Annotated in this window: 16 protein-coding genes and 1 pseudogene; 7 read left to right on the top strand and 10 right to left on the bottom strand. The window is 72.5% G+C overall.

All coding sequences use genetic code 11. The features are described from left to right. Positions 1-85: 85 nt before the first annotated feature. The 3 genes from EHS43_RS19730 (at position 86) to EHS43_RS19740 (ending at position 2646) form a co-directional block, all read left to right on the top strand. On the top strand, positions 86-1447 hold the full coding sequence (locus EHS43_RS19730) for a rhodanese-like domain-containing protein (RefSeq protein WP_125192089.1): 1362 nt from the start codon (positions 86-88) through the stop codon (positions 1445-1447). 69 nt (positions 1448-1516) lie between these two features. Further along, complete coding sequence (locus EHS43_RS19735) at positions 1517-1903, top strand: rhodanese-like domain-containing protein (RefSeq protein WP_125192090.1); 387 nt, start codon at positions 1517-1519, stop codon at positions 1901-1903. Further along, positions 1900-2646: a sulfite exporter TauE/SafE family protein gene (locus tag EHS43_RS19740; RefSeq protein ID WP_125192091.1), complete on the top strand. Its 747-nt coding sequence runs from the start codon at positions 1900-1902 to the stop codon at positions 2644-2646. Before EHS43_RS19735 ends, EHS43_RS19740 begins: the two co-directional genes overlap by 4 nt. 22 nt (positions 2647-2668) lie before the next feature. Here the strand turns inward: EHS43_RS19740 and EHS43_RS19745 are convergent, their stop codons facing one another. After that, positions 2669-2956 (bottom strand): metal-sensitive transcriptional regulator, encoded by a 288-nt coding sequence (locus tag EHS43_RS19745; protein WP_047017838.1) that lies wholly within the window; start codon positions 2954-2956, stop codon positions 2669-2671. Positions 2957-3037: 81 nt separating this feature from the next. Here EHS43_RS19745 and EHS43_RS19750 point away from each other — a divergent pair, with 81 nt between their 5' ends. Next, the gene (locus EHS43_RS19750; RefSeq protein ID WP_125192092.1) at positions 3038-3625 is read left to right on the top strand and encodes a rhodanese-like domain-containing protein; all 588 of its coding nucleotides are present in this window, start codon (positions 3038-3040) and stop codon (positions 3623-3625) included. A 46-nt stretch (positions 3626-3671) separates the two neighbouring features. Here the strand turns inward: EHS43_RS19750 and trxA are convergent, their stop codons facing one another. From trxA to EHS43_RS19765, 3 genes are read right to left on the bottom strand one after another with little or no spacing between them, the layout of a single operon-like run. Next, positions 3672-4043, bottom strand: coding sequence for a thioredoxin (gene trxA, locus EHS43_RS19755; RefSeq protein WP_125192093.1), 372 nt, complete (start codon positions 4041-4043; stop codon positions 3672-3674). A 48-nt stretch (positions 4044-4091) separates the two neighbouring features. Next, complete coding sequence (locus tag EHS43_RS19760) at positions 4092-5786, bottom strand: aminotransferase class V-fold PLP-dependent enzyme (RefSeq protein ID WP_125192094.1); 1695 nt, start codon at positions 5784-5786, stop codon at positions 4092-4094. Next, positions 5783-6235, bottom strand: coding sequence for an OsmC family protein (locus EHS43_RS19765; RefSeq protein WP_125192095.1), 453 nt, complete (start codon positions 6233-6235; stop codon positions 5783-5785). The genes EHS43_RS19760 and EHS43_RS19765 overlap by 4 nt, the downstream gene beginning before the upstream one ends. Positions 6236-6510: 275 nt before the next feature. Here EHS43_RS19765 and EHS43_RS19770 point away from each other — a divergent pair, with 275 nt between their 5' ends. Genes EHS43_RS19770 through EHS43_RS19780 form a run of 3 tightly spaced genes read left to right on the top strand, consistent with a single transcriptional unit; the run spans position 6511 to position 8573 of the window. Next, on the top strand, positions 6511-7752 hold the full coding sequence (locus EHS43_RS19770) for an NAD(P)/FAD-dependent oxidoreductase (RefSeq protein ID WP_125192096.1): 1242 nt from the start codon (positions 6511-6513) through the stop codon (positions 7750-7752). Between the two features lie 15 nt (positions 7753-7767). Beyond that, entirely contained in the window at positions 7768-8085 is a 318-nt protein-coding gene (locus tag EHS43_RS19775) for a TusE/DsrC/DsvC family sulfur relay protein (protein WP_125192097.1), read from the top strand. Positions 8086-8099: 14 nt separating this feature from the next. Further along, positions 8100-8573: a DsrE/DsrF/DrsH-like family protein gene (locus tag EHS43_RS19780; RefSeq protein ID WP_125192098.1), complete on the top strand. Its 474-nt coding sequence runs from the start codon at positions 8100-8102 to the stop codon at positions 8571-8573. 495 nt (positions 8574-9068) lie between these two features. Here the strand turns inward: EHS43_RS19780 and EHS43_RS19785 are convergent, their stop codons facing one another. The 6 genes and pseudogenes from EHS43_RS19785 to EHS43_RS19810 all read right to left on the bottom strand — a co-directional run. Next, positions 9069-9359 carry a hypothetical protein gene (locus tag EHS43_RS19785; protein ID WP_125192099.1) on the bottom strand — a complete coding sequence of 97 codons (291 nt, stop codon included), beginning with the start codon at positions 9357-9359 and terminating at the stop codon, positions 9069-9071. Between the two features lie 159 nt (positions 9360-9518). After that, positions 9519-10022 (bottom strand): annotated as a pseudogene (locus EHS43_RS19790) (FAD-dependent oxidoreductase); the annotation flags it as partial. A gap of 47 nt (positions 10023-10069) precedes the next feature. Further along, positions 10070-10396 (bottom strand): rhodanese-like domain-containing protein, encoded by a 327-nt coding sequence (locus EHS43_RS19795; RefSeq protein WP_125192100.1) that lies wholly within the window; start codon positions 10394-10396, stop codon positions 10070-10072. A gap of 199 nt (positions 10397-10595) precedes the next feature. Beyond that, positions 10596-12497: a phospholipase C gene (locus EHS43_RS19800; protein WP_125192101.1), complete on the bottom strand. Its 1902-nt coding sequence runs from the start codon at positions 12495-12497 to the stop codon at positions 10596-10598. 187 nt (positions 12498-12684) lie between these two features. Further along, positions 12685-13902, bottom strand: coding sequence for an iron uptake transporter deferrochelatase/peroxidase subunit (efeB, locus tag EHS43_RS19805; protein WP_125192102.1), 1218 nt, complete (start codon positions 13900-13902; stop codon positions 12685-12687). Next, positions 13899-15098 (bottom strand): EfeM/EfeO family lipoprotein (locus tag EHS43_RS19810; RefSeq protein ID WP_260470619.1); only part of this gene is annotated, 1200 nt, incomplete at its 5' end. The genes efeB and EHS43_RS19810, both read right to left, overlap by 4 nt.

The following is a 15098-nucleotide window of genomic DNA, read 5'->3' on the forward strand; positions in this document are numbered from 1 at the left end:
GGTGTCAAAAATACCCCCGGGGGTACTTGTGTTACCTTCGAATGTATACCCCCCGGGGTAATTATTCACTCGAAGGGAGTACAGCGTGTTCTTCGTCGACACGATCGAGGTGTCGGGACTCGGCAACCGCAGCTACCTCGCCGGCGGTGAGCGGACGGCGGTCGCGGTCGACCCGCCGCGTGATATCGACCAGGTGATCGCGGCGGCAGCCCGGCGCGGCGTGCGGATCTCGCACGTCGTCGAGACCCACGTGCACAACGACTACGTCACCGGCGGTCCGGAACTCGCCCGCGTCACCGGCGCCGCCTACCTCGTTCCGGCGGAGGCACGGGTCTCCTTCGAGCGGGTGCCCGTGCACGACGGTGACCGGACGCCCGTCGACCCCGACGACGGCCTGGTGCTGCGCGCGCTGGCCACGCCCGGTCACACCCCGCACCACACCTCCTACGTGCTGGAGGAGGACGGCGCGGCGGTCGTGGTGTTCACCGGTGGCTCGCTCCTGATCGGTACCGTCGGCCGCCCCGATCTGGTCGAGCCCCGGCTGACGGAACGGCTCGCGCGCGCCCAGCACGCCTCCGCGCACCGGCTCGCCGCCGAACTGCCCGACGAGACGGCCGTCCTGCCCACCCACGGCTTCGGCAGCTTCTGCTCGTCCGCCCAGTCCGAGGGCGGCGACACGACCATCGGCAAGGAGAGGGTGTCCAACGAGGCGCTCACGCGGGACGTGGACGCCTTCGTCGCCGACCTGCTGGCCGGCCTGGACGACGTCCCCGCCTACTACACGCACATGGGCCCGGCCAACGCCGCCGGACCCGCGCCCGTCGACCTGACCCCGCCCGCCGTCGCGGACGCCGACGAGATCGCCGCGCGGCTGGCGGCGGGGGAGTGGGTGGTCGATCTGCGCAACCGGGTCGCCTTCGCCGAAGGGCATGTGGCGGGCTCGTTCAACTTCGAGGCCGAGGGACAGCTCGCCACGTATCTGGCCTGGCTGGTCCCCTGGGGCAAGCCGGTCACGCTGCTGGCCGAGACTCCCGGGCAACTTGCCTCCGCCCAGCGCGAGTTGGTGCGGGTCGGCATCGACAGGCCGGCCGCCGCGGCCACCGGCGGGCCGGCCGAGTGGGTGCGCGCGGGCGAGAGCCTGGCCTCCTTTGCGCGGGCCACCTTCGCCGACCTGGCGGCTCGGTCCGCGGACGTCGTCGTCCTCGACGTGCGCCGCGCGTCGGAGCGGGCCGACGGCTATGTCGAGGGCTCGGTCCACATCCCGGTCCACACCCTGCACCGCCGTCTCGGCGAGGTTCCCGACGGCGAGGTGTGGGTGCACTGCGCGGGCGGCATGCGCGCCGCCATCGCCGCCTCCCTGCTGGACGCCGTCGGCCGGCACGTCGTCGCCGTGGACGACTCCTTCGACTCCGCCGAGAAGGCGGGACTCACCCTCCGGACCCCCTGACGGCGCCGGCCGCCGCAGAGGCGCGCCGATCTTCCCTGACGACGTGACGCAAAGGAGCCAGAAACCGAGATGAGCATCTTCCGACGGGCCCGGGGCGGCCCTGGGCGCGTGAGCGTGCGGGAGGCGGCCGTACGCACCGGGCACGACAGTGCCGACGGCGGCGGTGACGCCGTGCTGCTCGACGTCCGCGAACCCTGGGAGTGGCAGGCCGGGCACGCCCCGCGCGCCGTGCACCTGCCGCTGTCCGCGCTGACCGCCGGCGCCGGACTGCCCGGCCGGGCGCAGGCGCGGCCCCTGATAGTGATCTGCCGCTCCGGCAACCGCTCCCGGCAGGCCGCCGAACTGCTCGTCGCGCGCGGCGCGCAGGCCGTCGACGTGGTCGGCGGGATGCGGGACTGGGCCGCGGCAGGGCTGCCGGTCGTGGACACCCGGGGACAGAACGGCACCGTCGCGTGAGCGCACTCGTGCTCGCCCTGGCCGCCGGAGCGGTCGTCGGCCTGGCGCTCGGCGCGCTCGGGGGCGGCGGCAGCGTCCTGGCCGTCCCGGCCCTGATCTACCTGCTCGGCTTCAGCCCGGTCGGCGCCACGACCGCGAGCCTGGTCATCGTCACCCTCACCTCCGTCACGGCACTCGTCGCGCACGCTCGCGACGGCCATGTGCGGTGGCGTACGGGGCTGCTGTTCGCGGCGGCCGGGATCGGCCCGGCGATGCTGGGCGGCGCGCTCGCCGACCGGATCCCGGCGGCCGTGCTGACGGCCGCGTTCGCCGTGGTCGCGGGACTGGCCGCCGTGCGCATGCTGCGCTCCCGGCACGCCGCGGAGAGCCGCACGCCGGTGCGGCCGGGGCGGGCCGCGGCGGCGGGTGCCGGGCTGGGCGCGGTCACCGGTGTCCTCGGCGTCGGCGGCGGCTTTCTCGCCGTACCGGCGCTGGTGGGGGTGCTCGGGATGCGGATGCGTGACGCCGTGGGCACCAGCCTGCTGGTCATCACCGTCAACTCGCTGGCCGCGCTGTCGATGCGCGCCGGCACGGCCGGGGGCCTGGACTGGGCCGTCGTCGGGCCGTTCGTCGCCGCCGCCGTGCTCGGCGCCTGGGACGGGAAGCGGCTCTCCGCGAAGGTCTCCGGGCGCACGCTCCAGCGGGTCTTCGCGCTGGTGCTGCTGGCGGTGGCGGGCCTCATGCTGATCGACGCGCTGCTGTGAGGGCCGCCGTGGCTGGTGCCTCTCAGGCCAGGGACAGGAACAGCTTCTCCAGCCGGGCGCGCATCGCCTCCGGGTCCTCGCCGTTCTTACGGCCGGACTCCATGTCCGTCACGCACTGCTGGAGCCCCGTCGCGATGATCGCGAAACCGGCCCGGTCCAGCGCACGCGAGGCGGCGGCGAGCTGCGTGACGACGTCCTCGCAGTCGCGTCCCTCCTCGATCATCCGGATCACTCCGGAGATCTGACCCTGCGCACGGCGCAGCCGGTTCAGCACGGCCTTCAGATCCGCGCCCTCAAGCTCCAGTTCCACGATCACTCCTCGAAAAATACCCCTAGGGGTACTGTACGTCCCGATTCGGGACGGTGTCGACCATTAAGGATCACATCTGCCATGACCAACTCCCCCGCCCCCGTCGCCTTCGGTGTCGACCAGGCCCGCACCCGGCTGCACGAACTGACCGTCATCGACGTGCGCACACCCGCCGAGTACGCCTCCGGCCACCTGCCCGGCGCACTCAACATCCCCCTCGACCACGTGCGGCGGGCGCTGCCGGAGATACGGCACGCGGCCGGCCGGGGCGACGTGCTCGTCGTGTGCGCCTCGGGCGCCCGCTCGGAGAACGCCTGCAAGCTGCTGGCCGAGGAGGGCGTCACCACGGCCACTCTCACCGGCGGTACCGGCGCCTGGGCCTCGGAGGGGCACGATCTGCACACGCCCGCGGCCTGCGACACCCGCGCCGGCTGGAGCATGGAACGCCAGGTCCGGTTCACGGCCGGGACCCTCGTGCTCCTGGGGCTCCTGCTCGGCGTGCTGGTGCATCCGGCCCTCCTGCTGATCTCGGCCGGCATCGCGGGCGGGCTGGTCTTCTCCGCCCTCACCAACACCTGCGGCATGGCGGTCGTCCTCGGCAAGCTGCCGCACAACCGCCCGCGCGCGGCCGACCTCGACGCCGCCCTGGCCGCTCTCCGAGACCGCTGACCCGGCGTTCCGGGGCGCCCTTCCCGCTCCACGGGCGCCCCGGTCGTCAGTTCGCTTCCGCTGGTCCGGCGGCAGCCTCGCGGCGCACGTCGTCCATGTCGACGGCGCGGACCCTCCCGATGAGTTCCTCCAGCGTCCGCGGGGGCAGTGCGCCGGGCTCCGAGTACAGGACGGTCCGGTCGCGGACGGCCATCAGTGTGGGGATCGAGGAGATCCGGAAGGCGGCGGCGAGTTCGGGCTGGGCCTCGGTGTCGACCTTGCCGAAGACGATGTCCGGGTGGTTCTCGGCCGCCTTCTCGTAGACGGGGGCGAACATGCGGCACGGTCCGCACCAGGCGGCCCAGAAGTCGATGAGCACGATCTCGGAGCCGGTGACGGTCTCCTCGAAGTTGTCCTTGGTCAGTTCGACGGTCGGCATGGGTCTTCCCTCCGCTCCTGTATACCCGGTGGGGTATCTGTGACGGATTCAACCGGTGCCGGTACGGCTTTGTTCCACGCAGCCGGGCGGCAGCGGGAACCAGCGCATGGACTCGAAGTCGGCCGGCAGCCCGGTGGGGCCGTCGTCGAGACGGTCCGCGCGAGCGGCCAGCACCTCGCGGGCGCGGTCCAGCTGGCCGGCCAGCGCCTCCTCGCCCAGCCGGTGCCGGCGCGGGGAGGGGGTGGTGAGCCGGCCGTCGGCCGCGAAGCGCACGTCGGTCAGTCGCAGCGGGGGCTCTGGGGATCCGCCGCGGTGGTGCCACTGGCCGGTGTGCGGATCGAAGCGGTACTCGGGCAGGAGCCGGTGTCCGTGGCGGGCGACCAGGTCGACGGCGTCGATGAGGTAGTCGCGGACGGTGTCGCTGATGAAGTAGTTGAAGTTGACGCGGATCCAGCCGGGCTTGATGCCGTCGCAGCCGCGGTCGATCTCGTCGAGCAGGGCGTGGGAGGTGACCGGGTCGATGGCGAGCAGGCGGTGGCCGTAGGGGCCGGCGCAGGAACAGCCGCCGCGGGCCTGGATGCCGAAGACGTCGTTGAGCAGGGCGACGACATAGTTGTGGTGCAGGTAGGTGTGTCCGCCGTGGCGGACGCGGAAGGAGACGATGGACAGCCGACGGGCGTGGTGGTCGCCGAGGATCTCGATACCGGGGTTGCGGTCCCAGTGTGTGAGCGCCTGTCTCCAGTGGCGCTCCTCGGCGGCCTGGATGACGTCGGTGCCGACGGCCTGTTTGAGGGCGAAGACGAGTCCGGCCCGGATGGACTCGACGATCGCCGGGGTACCGCCCTCCTCGCGGGCCACCGGGTCGTCGAGGTAGCGGTGGCCGAGCGGGCCGACGAAGGCGACCGTGCCGCCGCCCGGGACGGTGGGCACCCGGTTGCGCACCAGCTCGCGCCGCACCACGAGCACACCAGGGGTCTGGGGACCGCCGACGAACTTGTGCGGGGACAGGAACAACGCGTCCTTGTGGTCCCCGGCGCCCGGAGCGCTCGCCGCCATGCGGACCGGGACGTACGGGGCGGCGGCCGCGTAGTCCCAGAAGGACAGGGCGCCGTGCGCGTGCAGCAGTGCGGCGATGCGGTCGGTGTCGGTGAGGATGCCGGTCACGTTCGAGGCGGCGGAGAAGCTGCCGATCAGCAGCGGGCGGCCGGCGTACCGTCGCAGGGCCGCTTCGAGCCGGACGGGGTCGATGTGGCCGTCGGCGTCCTCGTCGATGACCACGACGTCGGCGACGGACTCGCGCCAGGGAAGTTCGTTGGAGTGGTGCTCGTAGGGGCCCACGAACACCACGGGCCGCTCGTCCGCCGGCGGTCGGCCGGGGCGGCGCAGCTCCAGGATGCCGACCAGCTTGTTGACCGCGGCGGTGGCGCCCGAGCCGCAGAAGACCACGAGGTCGTCCTCGGTGCCGCCCACCGCGTCCCGGATGATCCGGCGGGCGTCCTCGCGCAGCCGTGTCGTCCGCAGGCCGGTGCTGGAGCTTTCGGTGTGGGTGTTGCCGTACCCCGGCAGCACCTGCTCGCGGACGAAGTCCTCGATGAAGTCGAGGGAGCGCCCGGAGGCGGTGTAGTCGGCGTAGACGATCCGCTTCGGGCCGAACGGGCCCTCCAGTACCCCGTCGTCACCGATGAGGCCGCTCCGGATGCGGTCCAGCAGTGCCGAGGAGACCGTCGGCGGGGAGGTGCTCATGGCTCCAGCTCGACGTCGACCTCGGGCGGCTGGTGCAGGGTGTTGTGGACCGTGCAGCGCGATGCCACCGCCAGCAGGGCCGCGCGGCGCCGCTCTGGCAGCTCGGGCGGTGGCACCACGACGAGGCGCACGGAGGCGACGCGCGGCGGTCGGTCGGAGGCCATGGTGAACTCGGTGCGGACCCGCAGGCCGGTCTGGGGCAGGCCGTGCCGGTGCAGGTAGCGGCCGGCGTAGTAGGCCACGCAGGTGGCCAGGGACGCGGCGAACAGTTCGGTGGGGGTGGGCGCGGTGTCGGTGCCCCCCGCCTCCAGGGGCTGGTCCACCCGGAGACGGTGCTCGCGGACGTCCACGGTGTAGGCGTCGCCCTCGACGTGGACGACCTCCAGGCGATGCACGTCCATGGACCCGGTCCGGTCCGTGTCGAGGGTCTGCGGTGCGCTGCCGCTCATGGCCGATCCCTTCTCGCTGGTGTCCGCTGTTCCGGAATCCAGTCGACCGCAGGGTGCGGTGGAGGGCGAGGGGCGGACGGGGTGCGCCGGGGGCCGTTCGGCCCTCGTGCCCGGGTGCGCCGCGATATACCCTGGCGGGTATTTTATCGGGCGGTTCCCACCGGTCGCAAGCGGGCCGTGGGCCGGTGGGCCCGGCCGAGGGCATACCCAGGTGGGTACCCGGCCGGGCCCACCGGCCCATGCCCCGCTCCCATCTCCCGCACGACAGTGGGGACATGGGCAAACACATCGTGATTCTCGGCGGCGGAACCGCCGGCACCATGACGGCGAACCGCCTGTGTCGCACGTACGACCGGAGCCGGTGCAGGGTCACGGTCGTCGACCAGGACGACGACCACCTCTACCAGCCCGGCCTGCTGTTCGTGCCCTTCGGACTCGCCCGGCCCGACCACCTCGTGCGCCCCCGCCCGCGGCAGCTCGATCCCGCGGTCGACTACAAGATGGCGCGCATCGAGCGGGTCGACCTGGACGCGCGGACGGTGCACCTCGGCGGCGGTATCCGCCTCGGCTACGACGTCCTCGTGGTCGCCACCGGGGCCAGGCTGCTGCCGGAGGAGACCGAGGGGCTCACCGGCCCCGGCTGGGGCGAGAAGGTCTTCACCTTCTACGACCTGCCCGGCGCCGTGGGTCTGCACCGGGCGCTGGACCGCTTCGAGGGCGGCCGACTGGTGGTCGACGTCGCCGACCTGCCCCTCAAGTGCCCCGTGGCGCCGCTGGAGTTCGCCTTTCTGGCGGACTGGTACTTCCGGCAACGCGGTGTCCGGGACCGGGTCGAGCTGACGTACGCCACCCCGCTCGACGGCGCGTTCACCAAGCCGGTCGCCGCGAGGGCGCTGAGCGGGCTGCTGAAGGAGAAGGGCGTCGAACTGGTCACCGAGTTCACGCTCGGCGAGGTCGACGGGGCCGGGGGTCGGCTGGTGTCGTACGACGAGCGTGAGGTGCCGTTCGACCTGGCGGTCGTGGTGCCCCTGCACGGCGGCGCCGCGTACGTGGAGCGCTCCGACGGGCTGGGCGACGAACTGGGCTTCGTGCCGGTCGACCCGCACACCCTCCAGCACCCGGACCGTACGGAGGTGTTCGCGATCGGGGACGCGGCCGGACTGCCCGCCTCCAAGGCCGGCTCGGTGGCCCACTTCGAGGGTGAGGTGCTGGTGCGCAACATCGGCCGCCACCTCGCCGGAGAGCCGCTCGACGCCTCCTTCGACGGACACGCCAACTGTTTCGTGGAGACCGGCTTCCACAAGGCGCTGCTGATCGACTTCAACTACGACACCGAGCCGCTGCCCGGCCACTTCCCGGGACCGGTGGGGCTGCCGCTGCTGAAGGAGTCGCACGCCGCCCACCTCGGCAAGCTGGCCTTCGAGTGGCTGTACTGGCGCAGCCTGCTGCCCGGCCGGGAGCTGCCCGGCATCGGCTCGGCGATGCCCGAGCACGGCAAGCGCAGCGTCTCCCGCTGAAAGGAGGGGACCGTCATGCCCACCGTCACCTACGACAACACCGACATCCCGGTCGACGACGAGGGGTTCTTCACCGACCCGGCCCGCTGGACCGAGACCATGGCCGAGCAGATCGCCAGGGGAGCCGGCATCGACACGCTGACCGACCGGCACTGGATCGTCATCCGCTTCATGCGCGAGCAGTACGCGGCCAAGGGCACCGGGCCCACCGTGCGCGTGCTCGGCAAGACCTCGGGCGTGAGCGTCAAGGAGCTCTACCAGCTCTTCCCGAAGGGCCCGGCGAAGACCGCCGCGAAGATCGCCGGGATCCCCAAGCCGCGCGGCTGCATCTGAGGAGCATGCCTGCCATGGCCGACACCGCCACGATCGAGAAGGTCTCGATCATCGTCTCCAAGGGGTCCCTGGAAGGGATCTACCCGGCCCTGATCATGGCCAACGGCGCCCGCGCCGAGGGCATCGAGGCCGATCTGTTCTTCACCTTCTTCGGCCTCGACGCGATCACGAAGAAGCACTGGGAGCACATCAAGCTCGCCACCGTCGGCAATCCCGGCCTGCACCTGCCGACCCTGCTCGGCGGCATGCCCGGCGTCCCCGACCTGGTCACCCGGTACATGGAGCGCAAGATGGACCGGCTCGACATCCCGCCCATCCCCGAGTTCATCGAGATGATCGCCGACACCGGCGCCGGCATCTACGCCTGCAAGGCGTCCGTCGACCTCTTCGAACTCGCCGAGGACGACCTGGTCGAACAGGTCCAGGGGATCATTACGGTCGGCGAGTTCTACGAACACGCGGCCGGCGGCCAGATCATCTACACATGAGATGACCGGCAGCGGGTCCGGTGTGCCGGACGAGGTGCGGCGCGTGCTGGCGGTGGTCGCCCATCCCGATGACGAGTCGTTCGGGGTGGGCGACCTGCTCTCCGGGCGCACCGTGCCCACGGGGCTGCTCTGCTGCATCCATGGGGGAGGCGTCCCCTGCACGGCAGCCCCGGCGACCTGTACGTCTCGGCGCCGACGAACTCGCCTGCGCCGTACGGGAAGGGGGCGCCGATCGCGGGGAGCCGGCCGGGCCCCCGACGGCGGCCTCGACGTCGTTGCGCGCGCCTGTCCGCGGGGGTGCCGCCTGATCGACGAGCAGCGTCCAGCCGCTCGCTGGTGTCCGACAGCGGCGGGCGTCGCCGGGCACCAGGGCCACCGGCGAGCCGTCGCCTGACGCGCACGTCATTCGTCGGGCAACCCGGTGCTCTGGTGCCCCCCTGGCACTCCTCGGCGACCGGCAGCTTCCGGCGACCGCGGTCCGGACCGGCGGCGGAGTCAGGCGGACGGGGAACCCTGTCGTGGCGGCTCGGTGGGTGTGGTGTCCTGTTCCACCAGGCCGGCGTGGAGCAGGAGGAGTCGGGCCAGGTCGCGGGCCTCGTGGGCGGTGAGGGCCGCCCACGCTCCCGGTTCGCCGCCCTGGTCCCGGCCGACGTCCAGCGTGACCCGGCCGATGGGCCGGTCCGCGGGCACGAGCCGCAGGCGCCGTACGGCGATCCTGCGACCGCAGGCCGTCACGAGAGAGGTGTCCTCGGCCGCGGGCGGCCGGTCACGCCCTGTCGTCGTCATCGTTCTCACACTCCTGGGCCGCAGGACGGCGATCCGGGCGGACACCGTCTCGGACTCGTATACCCGGCCGGGTATACGTAGGTGTAAGTCACAGCGTCACGCGAACCCGGATTGTTCCCTGTGCGCCCGGCGTCCGGACCGAGGTCACCGTACGTCGGCGGACGCCGGGTGGGTGAAGACCGCCGTGCCGGACCGCAGCCGCCGGATGAGCTCCCAGGTGCGCGGGGCGAACTCGGGCGCGTAGTTGCTGCTCACCCGGTCGTGTCCGACGGCTTCGGCCAGGCCCGGCACGCCGTCCCAGTCGAGTTGCAGGCCGGGCGCCGCCACCAGGTGCTCGTAGGTGAGTTCACTGTCGCCGGACAGGGACACCGTGCGGGCCCCGGGGTTCACGGCCAAGGCGCGGCGGCGGATCCAGCGCACACCGTCCGGTATCACCGACCCCTCGGGGCGGCGGGTGGTCCGCAGGGGTGCCTGGCCGCCGCCGACCAGGGTCCACAGCGGCTGGTACCAGTGGGTGTCGGAGGGCTCGATCAGGGTGATGTCGCTGACGCCGGCGCGGCGCAGGCGGGCGGCGACGCCGATGCCGGCGCTGCCGCCGCCGATGACGGCGACGCGGTGACGGCCGGAGATCGGAGTGTCGGTGGGGGAGGGTGTGGTGGCCAAGGCGGTGCTCCTTCCCAACTGGCCGGTGTGCGGGACGAGGACGGAGGTCAGGCCGCACGCTCGGACGAGCCGGAGGCGATCGGGCGGCCGCCGCGGGCCCAGGCGAGGGTGCCGCCGGTCACGGAGTAGGCGTCGATGCCCCGTGAGGTCATCCAGTCGGCCGCGCTCCTGCTGCGGTTGCCACTGGCGCAGATGACGAACACGGTCCGGTCGGCGGGCAGTTCACCGCAGTGGGCGGGCACGGTGTGCAGCGGCATCAGCCGGGCCCCCGGGACGTGTCCGGCCGCGTACTCGTCGGGCTCTCGTACGTCGACGACGAGTGCGCCCTCGGCCCAGGCGGCCGCGACCTCGTCGACTGGTGCTTCACGGGCCATTTCGTTGCCTCCTCAATTACCCCCGGGGGTATCTTGCCGACGAGGGTAGGGCGGCTCGACGGGTGACTGAAATACCCCTGGGGGTATTTGCCTCGGAGGCAACCCGCGTACGCCACAGGTAGGAAAGCGAGACGGTCCCGGCCAGTGGGTGGCCGGGACCGTCTCGGTTCGTCGGGGGTTCGTCGGAGGGGAGCAGCCGCTACGCGGCGGCCCTCGGGGCCCCCGCACGCGCCCTGCGGCGGCGCAGGGTGAACAGCGTGGTCATGGCTCCCGCGGTCACGACGCCCGCGCCGATGGCGATCGGCAGGGCCGGGGAGGCGGAGGTGTCGTCGGCGACGTTCTGGGCCTTGAGGTCCTGGACGTACGCCGGGTACGGCGCGTGCGCGGCGGCCGACGACGCCGCGTGGGCGTAGTGGCGCGGGATCGGCCGCACGGACCTGACCGAGCCGTCGGTGTTCAGCAGCACCTGCTTGTTGTTGGGGTGCTTGAAGTCGAACATGCCGGTCAGGCTGCCGGCGCGCTCGTCGAAGGAGGCGTCGCCGATGCGGCCGGTGTGCCAGTTGTCCTCGATGAACTTCGTGATCGAGGTCTGCTCGGTGGCGGTGTGGTCGACCGAGTTCACCTTGCTGTAGGGCGAGATGACCAGCAGCGGCTGACGGGTGCCGGGCCCGCAGCGGTCCGCGTAGCCGCCCGCGGCCGCCGGACCGGCCTGGCAGTCGGGGCCGTCCAGGGCCTTGCCGTTGGAGCCGGTCGTGGAGTCCTTGGAGCCGTTGAGGACCTTCGAGGTGACGTGGTCGTACCAGCCGTCGGAGTCGTCGTAGGCGACCACGACCGCGGTCGACCTCCACTCCGGCGACTTCTGCAGCGCGTTGATCTCCTTGACCAGGAAGTGCTGCTCGTCCGTCGGGTCCGAGTAGGCGGCGTGACCGTCCTGGTACTCGGCGGCCTTCAGGAAGCTGACGGCGGGCAGGTTGCCGGCCTTGAGGGCGGCGTCGAAGTCCGTCAGGTCGTAGTTGTGGTTCGCGCGCCCGTTGTGGCCGATCTCGGCGATGTTCTTCGGCGCCAGGTGGTGCGGGTTCGAGGTGGACCTGTAGTACTGGAACGGGGAGTGGTGCGGGCTGTAGTCCACCACGGCCGCGCCGCCGACGTTGGTGTGCGTGGCGCCGCCGCACTTGGCGTAGTCGCCGCTCTTGCCGTCCCACGCGGTGGAGGGACGGAAGCCGCCCTGGAACCAACCCCAGCTCACATGCCGGGAGTTGAGGAGGTCACCGATGTTCCTGCCCTGCAGGGCGGCGAGGGCGTTGGTGCTGGTGTGGTCCTTGTCGGAGCAGTCGTCGTAGGCCGGGTCGGGGTCGTTGACGACCGTGCCCACGCCCTTGGCGTCCGGGGAGAGGACGGTGTACGGGTCCGGCGTCGGCGTCTGCTGCGGGTGCTCGGTGCCGGAGGCCGGGTCCACGGAGACGGCGCCGTGCGTCTGGCCGGAGATCAGGTTGAGGGCACCGGGCGTGGAGGGGCCGTAGACCGAGCTGAAGGAGCGGTCGCTCATGGCGTAGTGCTGGGCGTAGTTCCACAGGCCGGTGACGGTGTTGCCGTCGTAGTAGTCCATCACCAGGCCGGGCTCGCCGAACAGCCCGGTGCACTTGCTGACCTCGGTGTTCTCGACGTACTTGTCGGCCTTGCCGCCGTTCGCCGCGTACTGCTCGGGGCCGTAGGAGTGGTTCTGGTCGCAGGTCATCGCCTGCGCCGGGGTGAGCCGCTTGGGCGTGTACAGGTTCGGGTTCCTGGTCAGCAGCCCGGAGTTGAGGAGGTTGTCCGCCTTCGGGGTGTGCGCCGCCGCCTTGAACCTGGTGCCGTCGGTGTTGGCGGCCTTGGGGTAGGTGGCGAAGTAGTGGTCGAAGGAGACGTTCTCCTGGTAGAGCACGACGATGTGCTTGATCGGCGTGGCGGTGTGCGTGCCGCCGTGGCCGTGGCCGTGGCCGCCGTGCGCCGAGGCCGCCGCCGGGACGGCTCCGCCGGCCGTGGCCAGGGCGGCCGCGCCCAGCAGGGCGCCTACGCGCGTCAACCGGCGTCGCGCGCCGGAGGTCCTTCCGCTGCCGATCATCTGTCTTGCCTTCCGGGAGCACCGAGTTCCGCTGCCACGCCCATACGTGGCGTGATGTCCATGGCCGAATCGTGTGCCATGGTGGCGGCCCGTCGGGGGAGCGGCAATGACCGGCGAGCGAACGAATGGTCAGAAGATTCTCATGGTGTCTTGACCCGGTCTTGGTCCGGCGGCCATACGGGCGCGGTCACGCCAGCAGGCCGCGTCCCAGCCAGTCGGAGGTGTCCCGCACCCCGGGCAGCGCGAAGAAGTAGCCGCCGCCGAACGGCGTGACGTAGTCGACCAGCGGCTCGCCGGCCAGCCGCTTCTGCACGGCTTCGAACTGCCTCGCCAGGTCCTGCTGGTAGCAGCAGAACAGCAGCCCCATGTCCAGGTTGCCGTTGCTGTCGGTGCCGCGGTCGTAGTGGTAGCCGCGGCGCAGGATGCGCTGGTCGTCGGTGGCGCTCGTGCGCGGGTTGGCGAGCCGGATGTGGCTGTCCAGCGGGATGACGTCGCCCTTGGGATCCTGGGCATACTGCGGGGTGTCGTGCTCGTGCCGTCCGTCCAGCGGGGCGCCGGTGTCCCGGGCCCGTCCGAACATCCGCTCCTGCTCGGTGATCGAGACCCGGTCCCAGAACTCCACCAGCATCCTGATCAGCCGTACGACCTGGTAGCTGCCGCCGGTCGCCCAGGCGGGCTCGTCGCCGTCCGCGCCCACCCACACCAGGCGGTCCGTCTCCCGGGCGCGGGTGACGTCCGGGTTGGAGATGCCGTCCTTGAACCCGAAGTGGTTGCGCGGGGCGCCGGAGGGGCGGGGCGGGCCGATGAACCCGTCCATCCGCCAGCGCACCTGCATCCCGCCGCGGGTGTGCCGGGTGAGGTCGCGCAGGGCGTGCAGCACGGTGTCCGTGTTGGCGGCGCACAGCTGCACGCTCAGATCGCCGTGGCACCAGGCGGCGTCGAGGTCGTCGTCCGGGAAGGACGGCATCGAGGTCAGCCGCCGGGGCTTGCGGGCGGCGAGTCCGTAGCGGTCGTCGAAGAGTGCGGCGCCGACGCCGACCGTGACGGTCAGCCGGTCGGCGGGCAGGTCCGGGCCGAGCGTGCCCGAGTCCGCGGGCGGGGCGGTGATGCCGAACTCGTCCGGGCTGCCGCCGGTGGTGAGGAAGCGGGCCCGGTCGGTGAGCGTGCGCAGCAGCTCGGCCAGTTCGGCGCGGTTCTCGGCGGTCGCGTCGAAGGACACGAAGGCGGTGGCCCGCGGCGCCGGTGTGAGGATCCCGGCCTGATGGGCGCCGTGGAAGGGGACGCGGGTGCTCTCCTCGGCGGGCGAGGCGGCGGCGAGGCCGTGGTCGGCGGCCACCAGTCCGGCCCCGGTGACCGCGGCGGCGCCGGTCAGGAATCTCCGGCGGCCGACCCCCGGGGGCTTCACGCGGTCCTCCGTACGTCGGTCAGCGCGGCCACGTCGGCCAGCCGCTCCACCAGCTCGCCGAGGTCGGCGTCGGCCTTCTCCCGCTGCGCCCGCGTGAGCCCGGTCAGCGGCGTCCACTTCCCGCCGTGCCGGAAGGAGTCGAGCGTGCGCTGGGCACGGTCCAGCCAGGCGTAGAGCCCGGTCAGGCCGCTGTCCCGGGTCCTCAGCAACGGGCGCAGCCGGCCGAGGAGGACCCGGGTGCCGTCCAGGTTGGCGCGGGCGGTGGCCAGGTTGGTGCCGCTGCCGTAGTCGGTGCGGCCGGTCAGCTCGAACTGCACGGTGTTCTCCAGGATCTCGTGGGCGCGCAGCCCGACGTCGGCCGGGTCCATGCGCTCGCCGGGCCAGCTGTCGCGCAGGGACCGCACGGCCTGGTCGAGACGGTCGGCCGGGCCGCGCAGACCGCTCGCGGACTCGCCGTGCCACAGCCCGTACTCGACCCGGTGGAACCCGGCGAACCCCGGGTCGCGGACGCCGCCGGACAGCCCGGCCGTCGTCCCGTTGATCGCCGCGTCGGCGTCCCCGAACGTGCCGTAGGCGGCGCCCATCCGCTCGTACACGAGATGGGCCGGCAGCCAGGCGGCACGGGCCGCCGCGAGGTCACCGCGGTCGACGGCGTCGCGCAGCACGTCCGTCCTCCGCACCAGCTCGACGGTCCGGCCCCGGATCCACTTCTGGTACGCGAGCGTCGGCGGGATGAGGTCCTGGAGGCTCACCGGCACGGCGGCCGGACCGCTCCGCACCTTCGCGCCGGTGATGCGGACGGTGGGGCCGGTGACGGCGTCCGCGTCGTCAGGCAGGCACTTGAAGGCGTACGTGCCGTTGCCGAGCGTCACCCGCAGTGGGCGGACGGTGCCCGGGGCGAGCCCTTCGACCTCGCCGTAGACCGCGCCCGTCCGCGGGTCGGTCAGATACACCTCCGCGGCCGTGCTGGAGGTGTTGCGCAGGTCGAAGACCTGGCTGCCGGGCTCGCCCCGGGTCCAGCCGTGTCCGCAGTCGGCGGTCGTGACGCCGACGGTGGTGTGCCGCAGGCCGTCGGCCGCCGCTTCCCGAGGCCGGCCGGCGCCGGAGCCCCCGGCCGTCAGCAGACCCGCTCCCACCGCGGTGGCCGCCACCAGGGCGGCACCGGCGAGGAACAGGGGACGCCGTCGGGCGGGGGG

This window comes from Streptomyces sp. RP5T (genome assembly GCF_003933965.1).
Lineage (GTDB): Bacteria > Actinomycetota > Actinomycetes > Streptomycetales > Streptomycetaceae > Streptomyces.

Bases quoted from the DNA above. Each gene is read 5' to 3' on its own strand.
- EHS43_RS19735 (WP_125192090.1), top strand. From the start codon at position 1,517: ATGAGCATCTTCCGACGGGCCCGGGGCGGCCCTGGGCGCGTGAGCGTG.
- EHS43_RS19750 (WP_125192092.1), top strand. From the start codon at position 3,038: ATGACCAACTCCCCCGCCCCCGTCGCCTTCGGTGTCGACCAGGCCCGC.
- trxA (WP_125192093.1), bottom strand. From the start codon at position 4,043: ATGCCGACCGTCGAACTGACCAAGGACAACTTCGAGGAGACCGTCACC.
- EHS43_RS19760 (WP_125192094.1), bottom strand. From the start codon at position 5,786: ATGAGCACCTCCCCGCCGACGGTCTCCTCGGCACTGCTGGACCGCATC.
- EHS43_RS19765 (WP_125192095.1), bottom strand. From the start codon at position 6,235: ATGAGCGGCAGCGCACCGCAGACCCTCGACACGGACCGGACCGGGTCC.
- EHS43_RS19770 (WP_125192096.1), top strand. From the start codon at position 6,511: ATGGGCAAACACATCGTGATTCTCGGCGGCGGAACCGCCGGCACCATG.
- EHS43_RS19775 (WP_125192097.1), top strand. From the start codon at position 7,768: ATGCCCACCGTCACCTACGACAACACCGACATCCCGGTCGACGACGAG.
- EHS43_RS19780 (WP_125192098.1), top strand. From the start codon at position 8,100: ATGGCCGACACCGCCACGATCGAGAAGGTCTCGATCATCGTCTCCAAG.
- EHS43_RS19785 (WP_125192099.1), bottom strand. From the start codon at position 9,359: ATGACGACGACAGGGCGTGACCGGCCGCCCGCGGCCGAGGACACCTCT.
- EHS43_RS19795 (WP_125192100.1), bottom strand. From the start codon at position 10,396: ATGGCCCGTGAAGCACCAGTCGACGAGGTCGCGGCCGCCTGGGCCGAG.
- EHS43_RS19800 (WP_125192101.1), bottom strand. From the start codon at position 12,497: ATGATCGGCAGCGGAAGGACCTCCGGCGCGCGACGCCGGTTGACGCGC.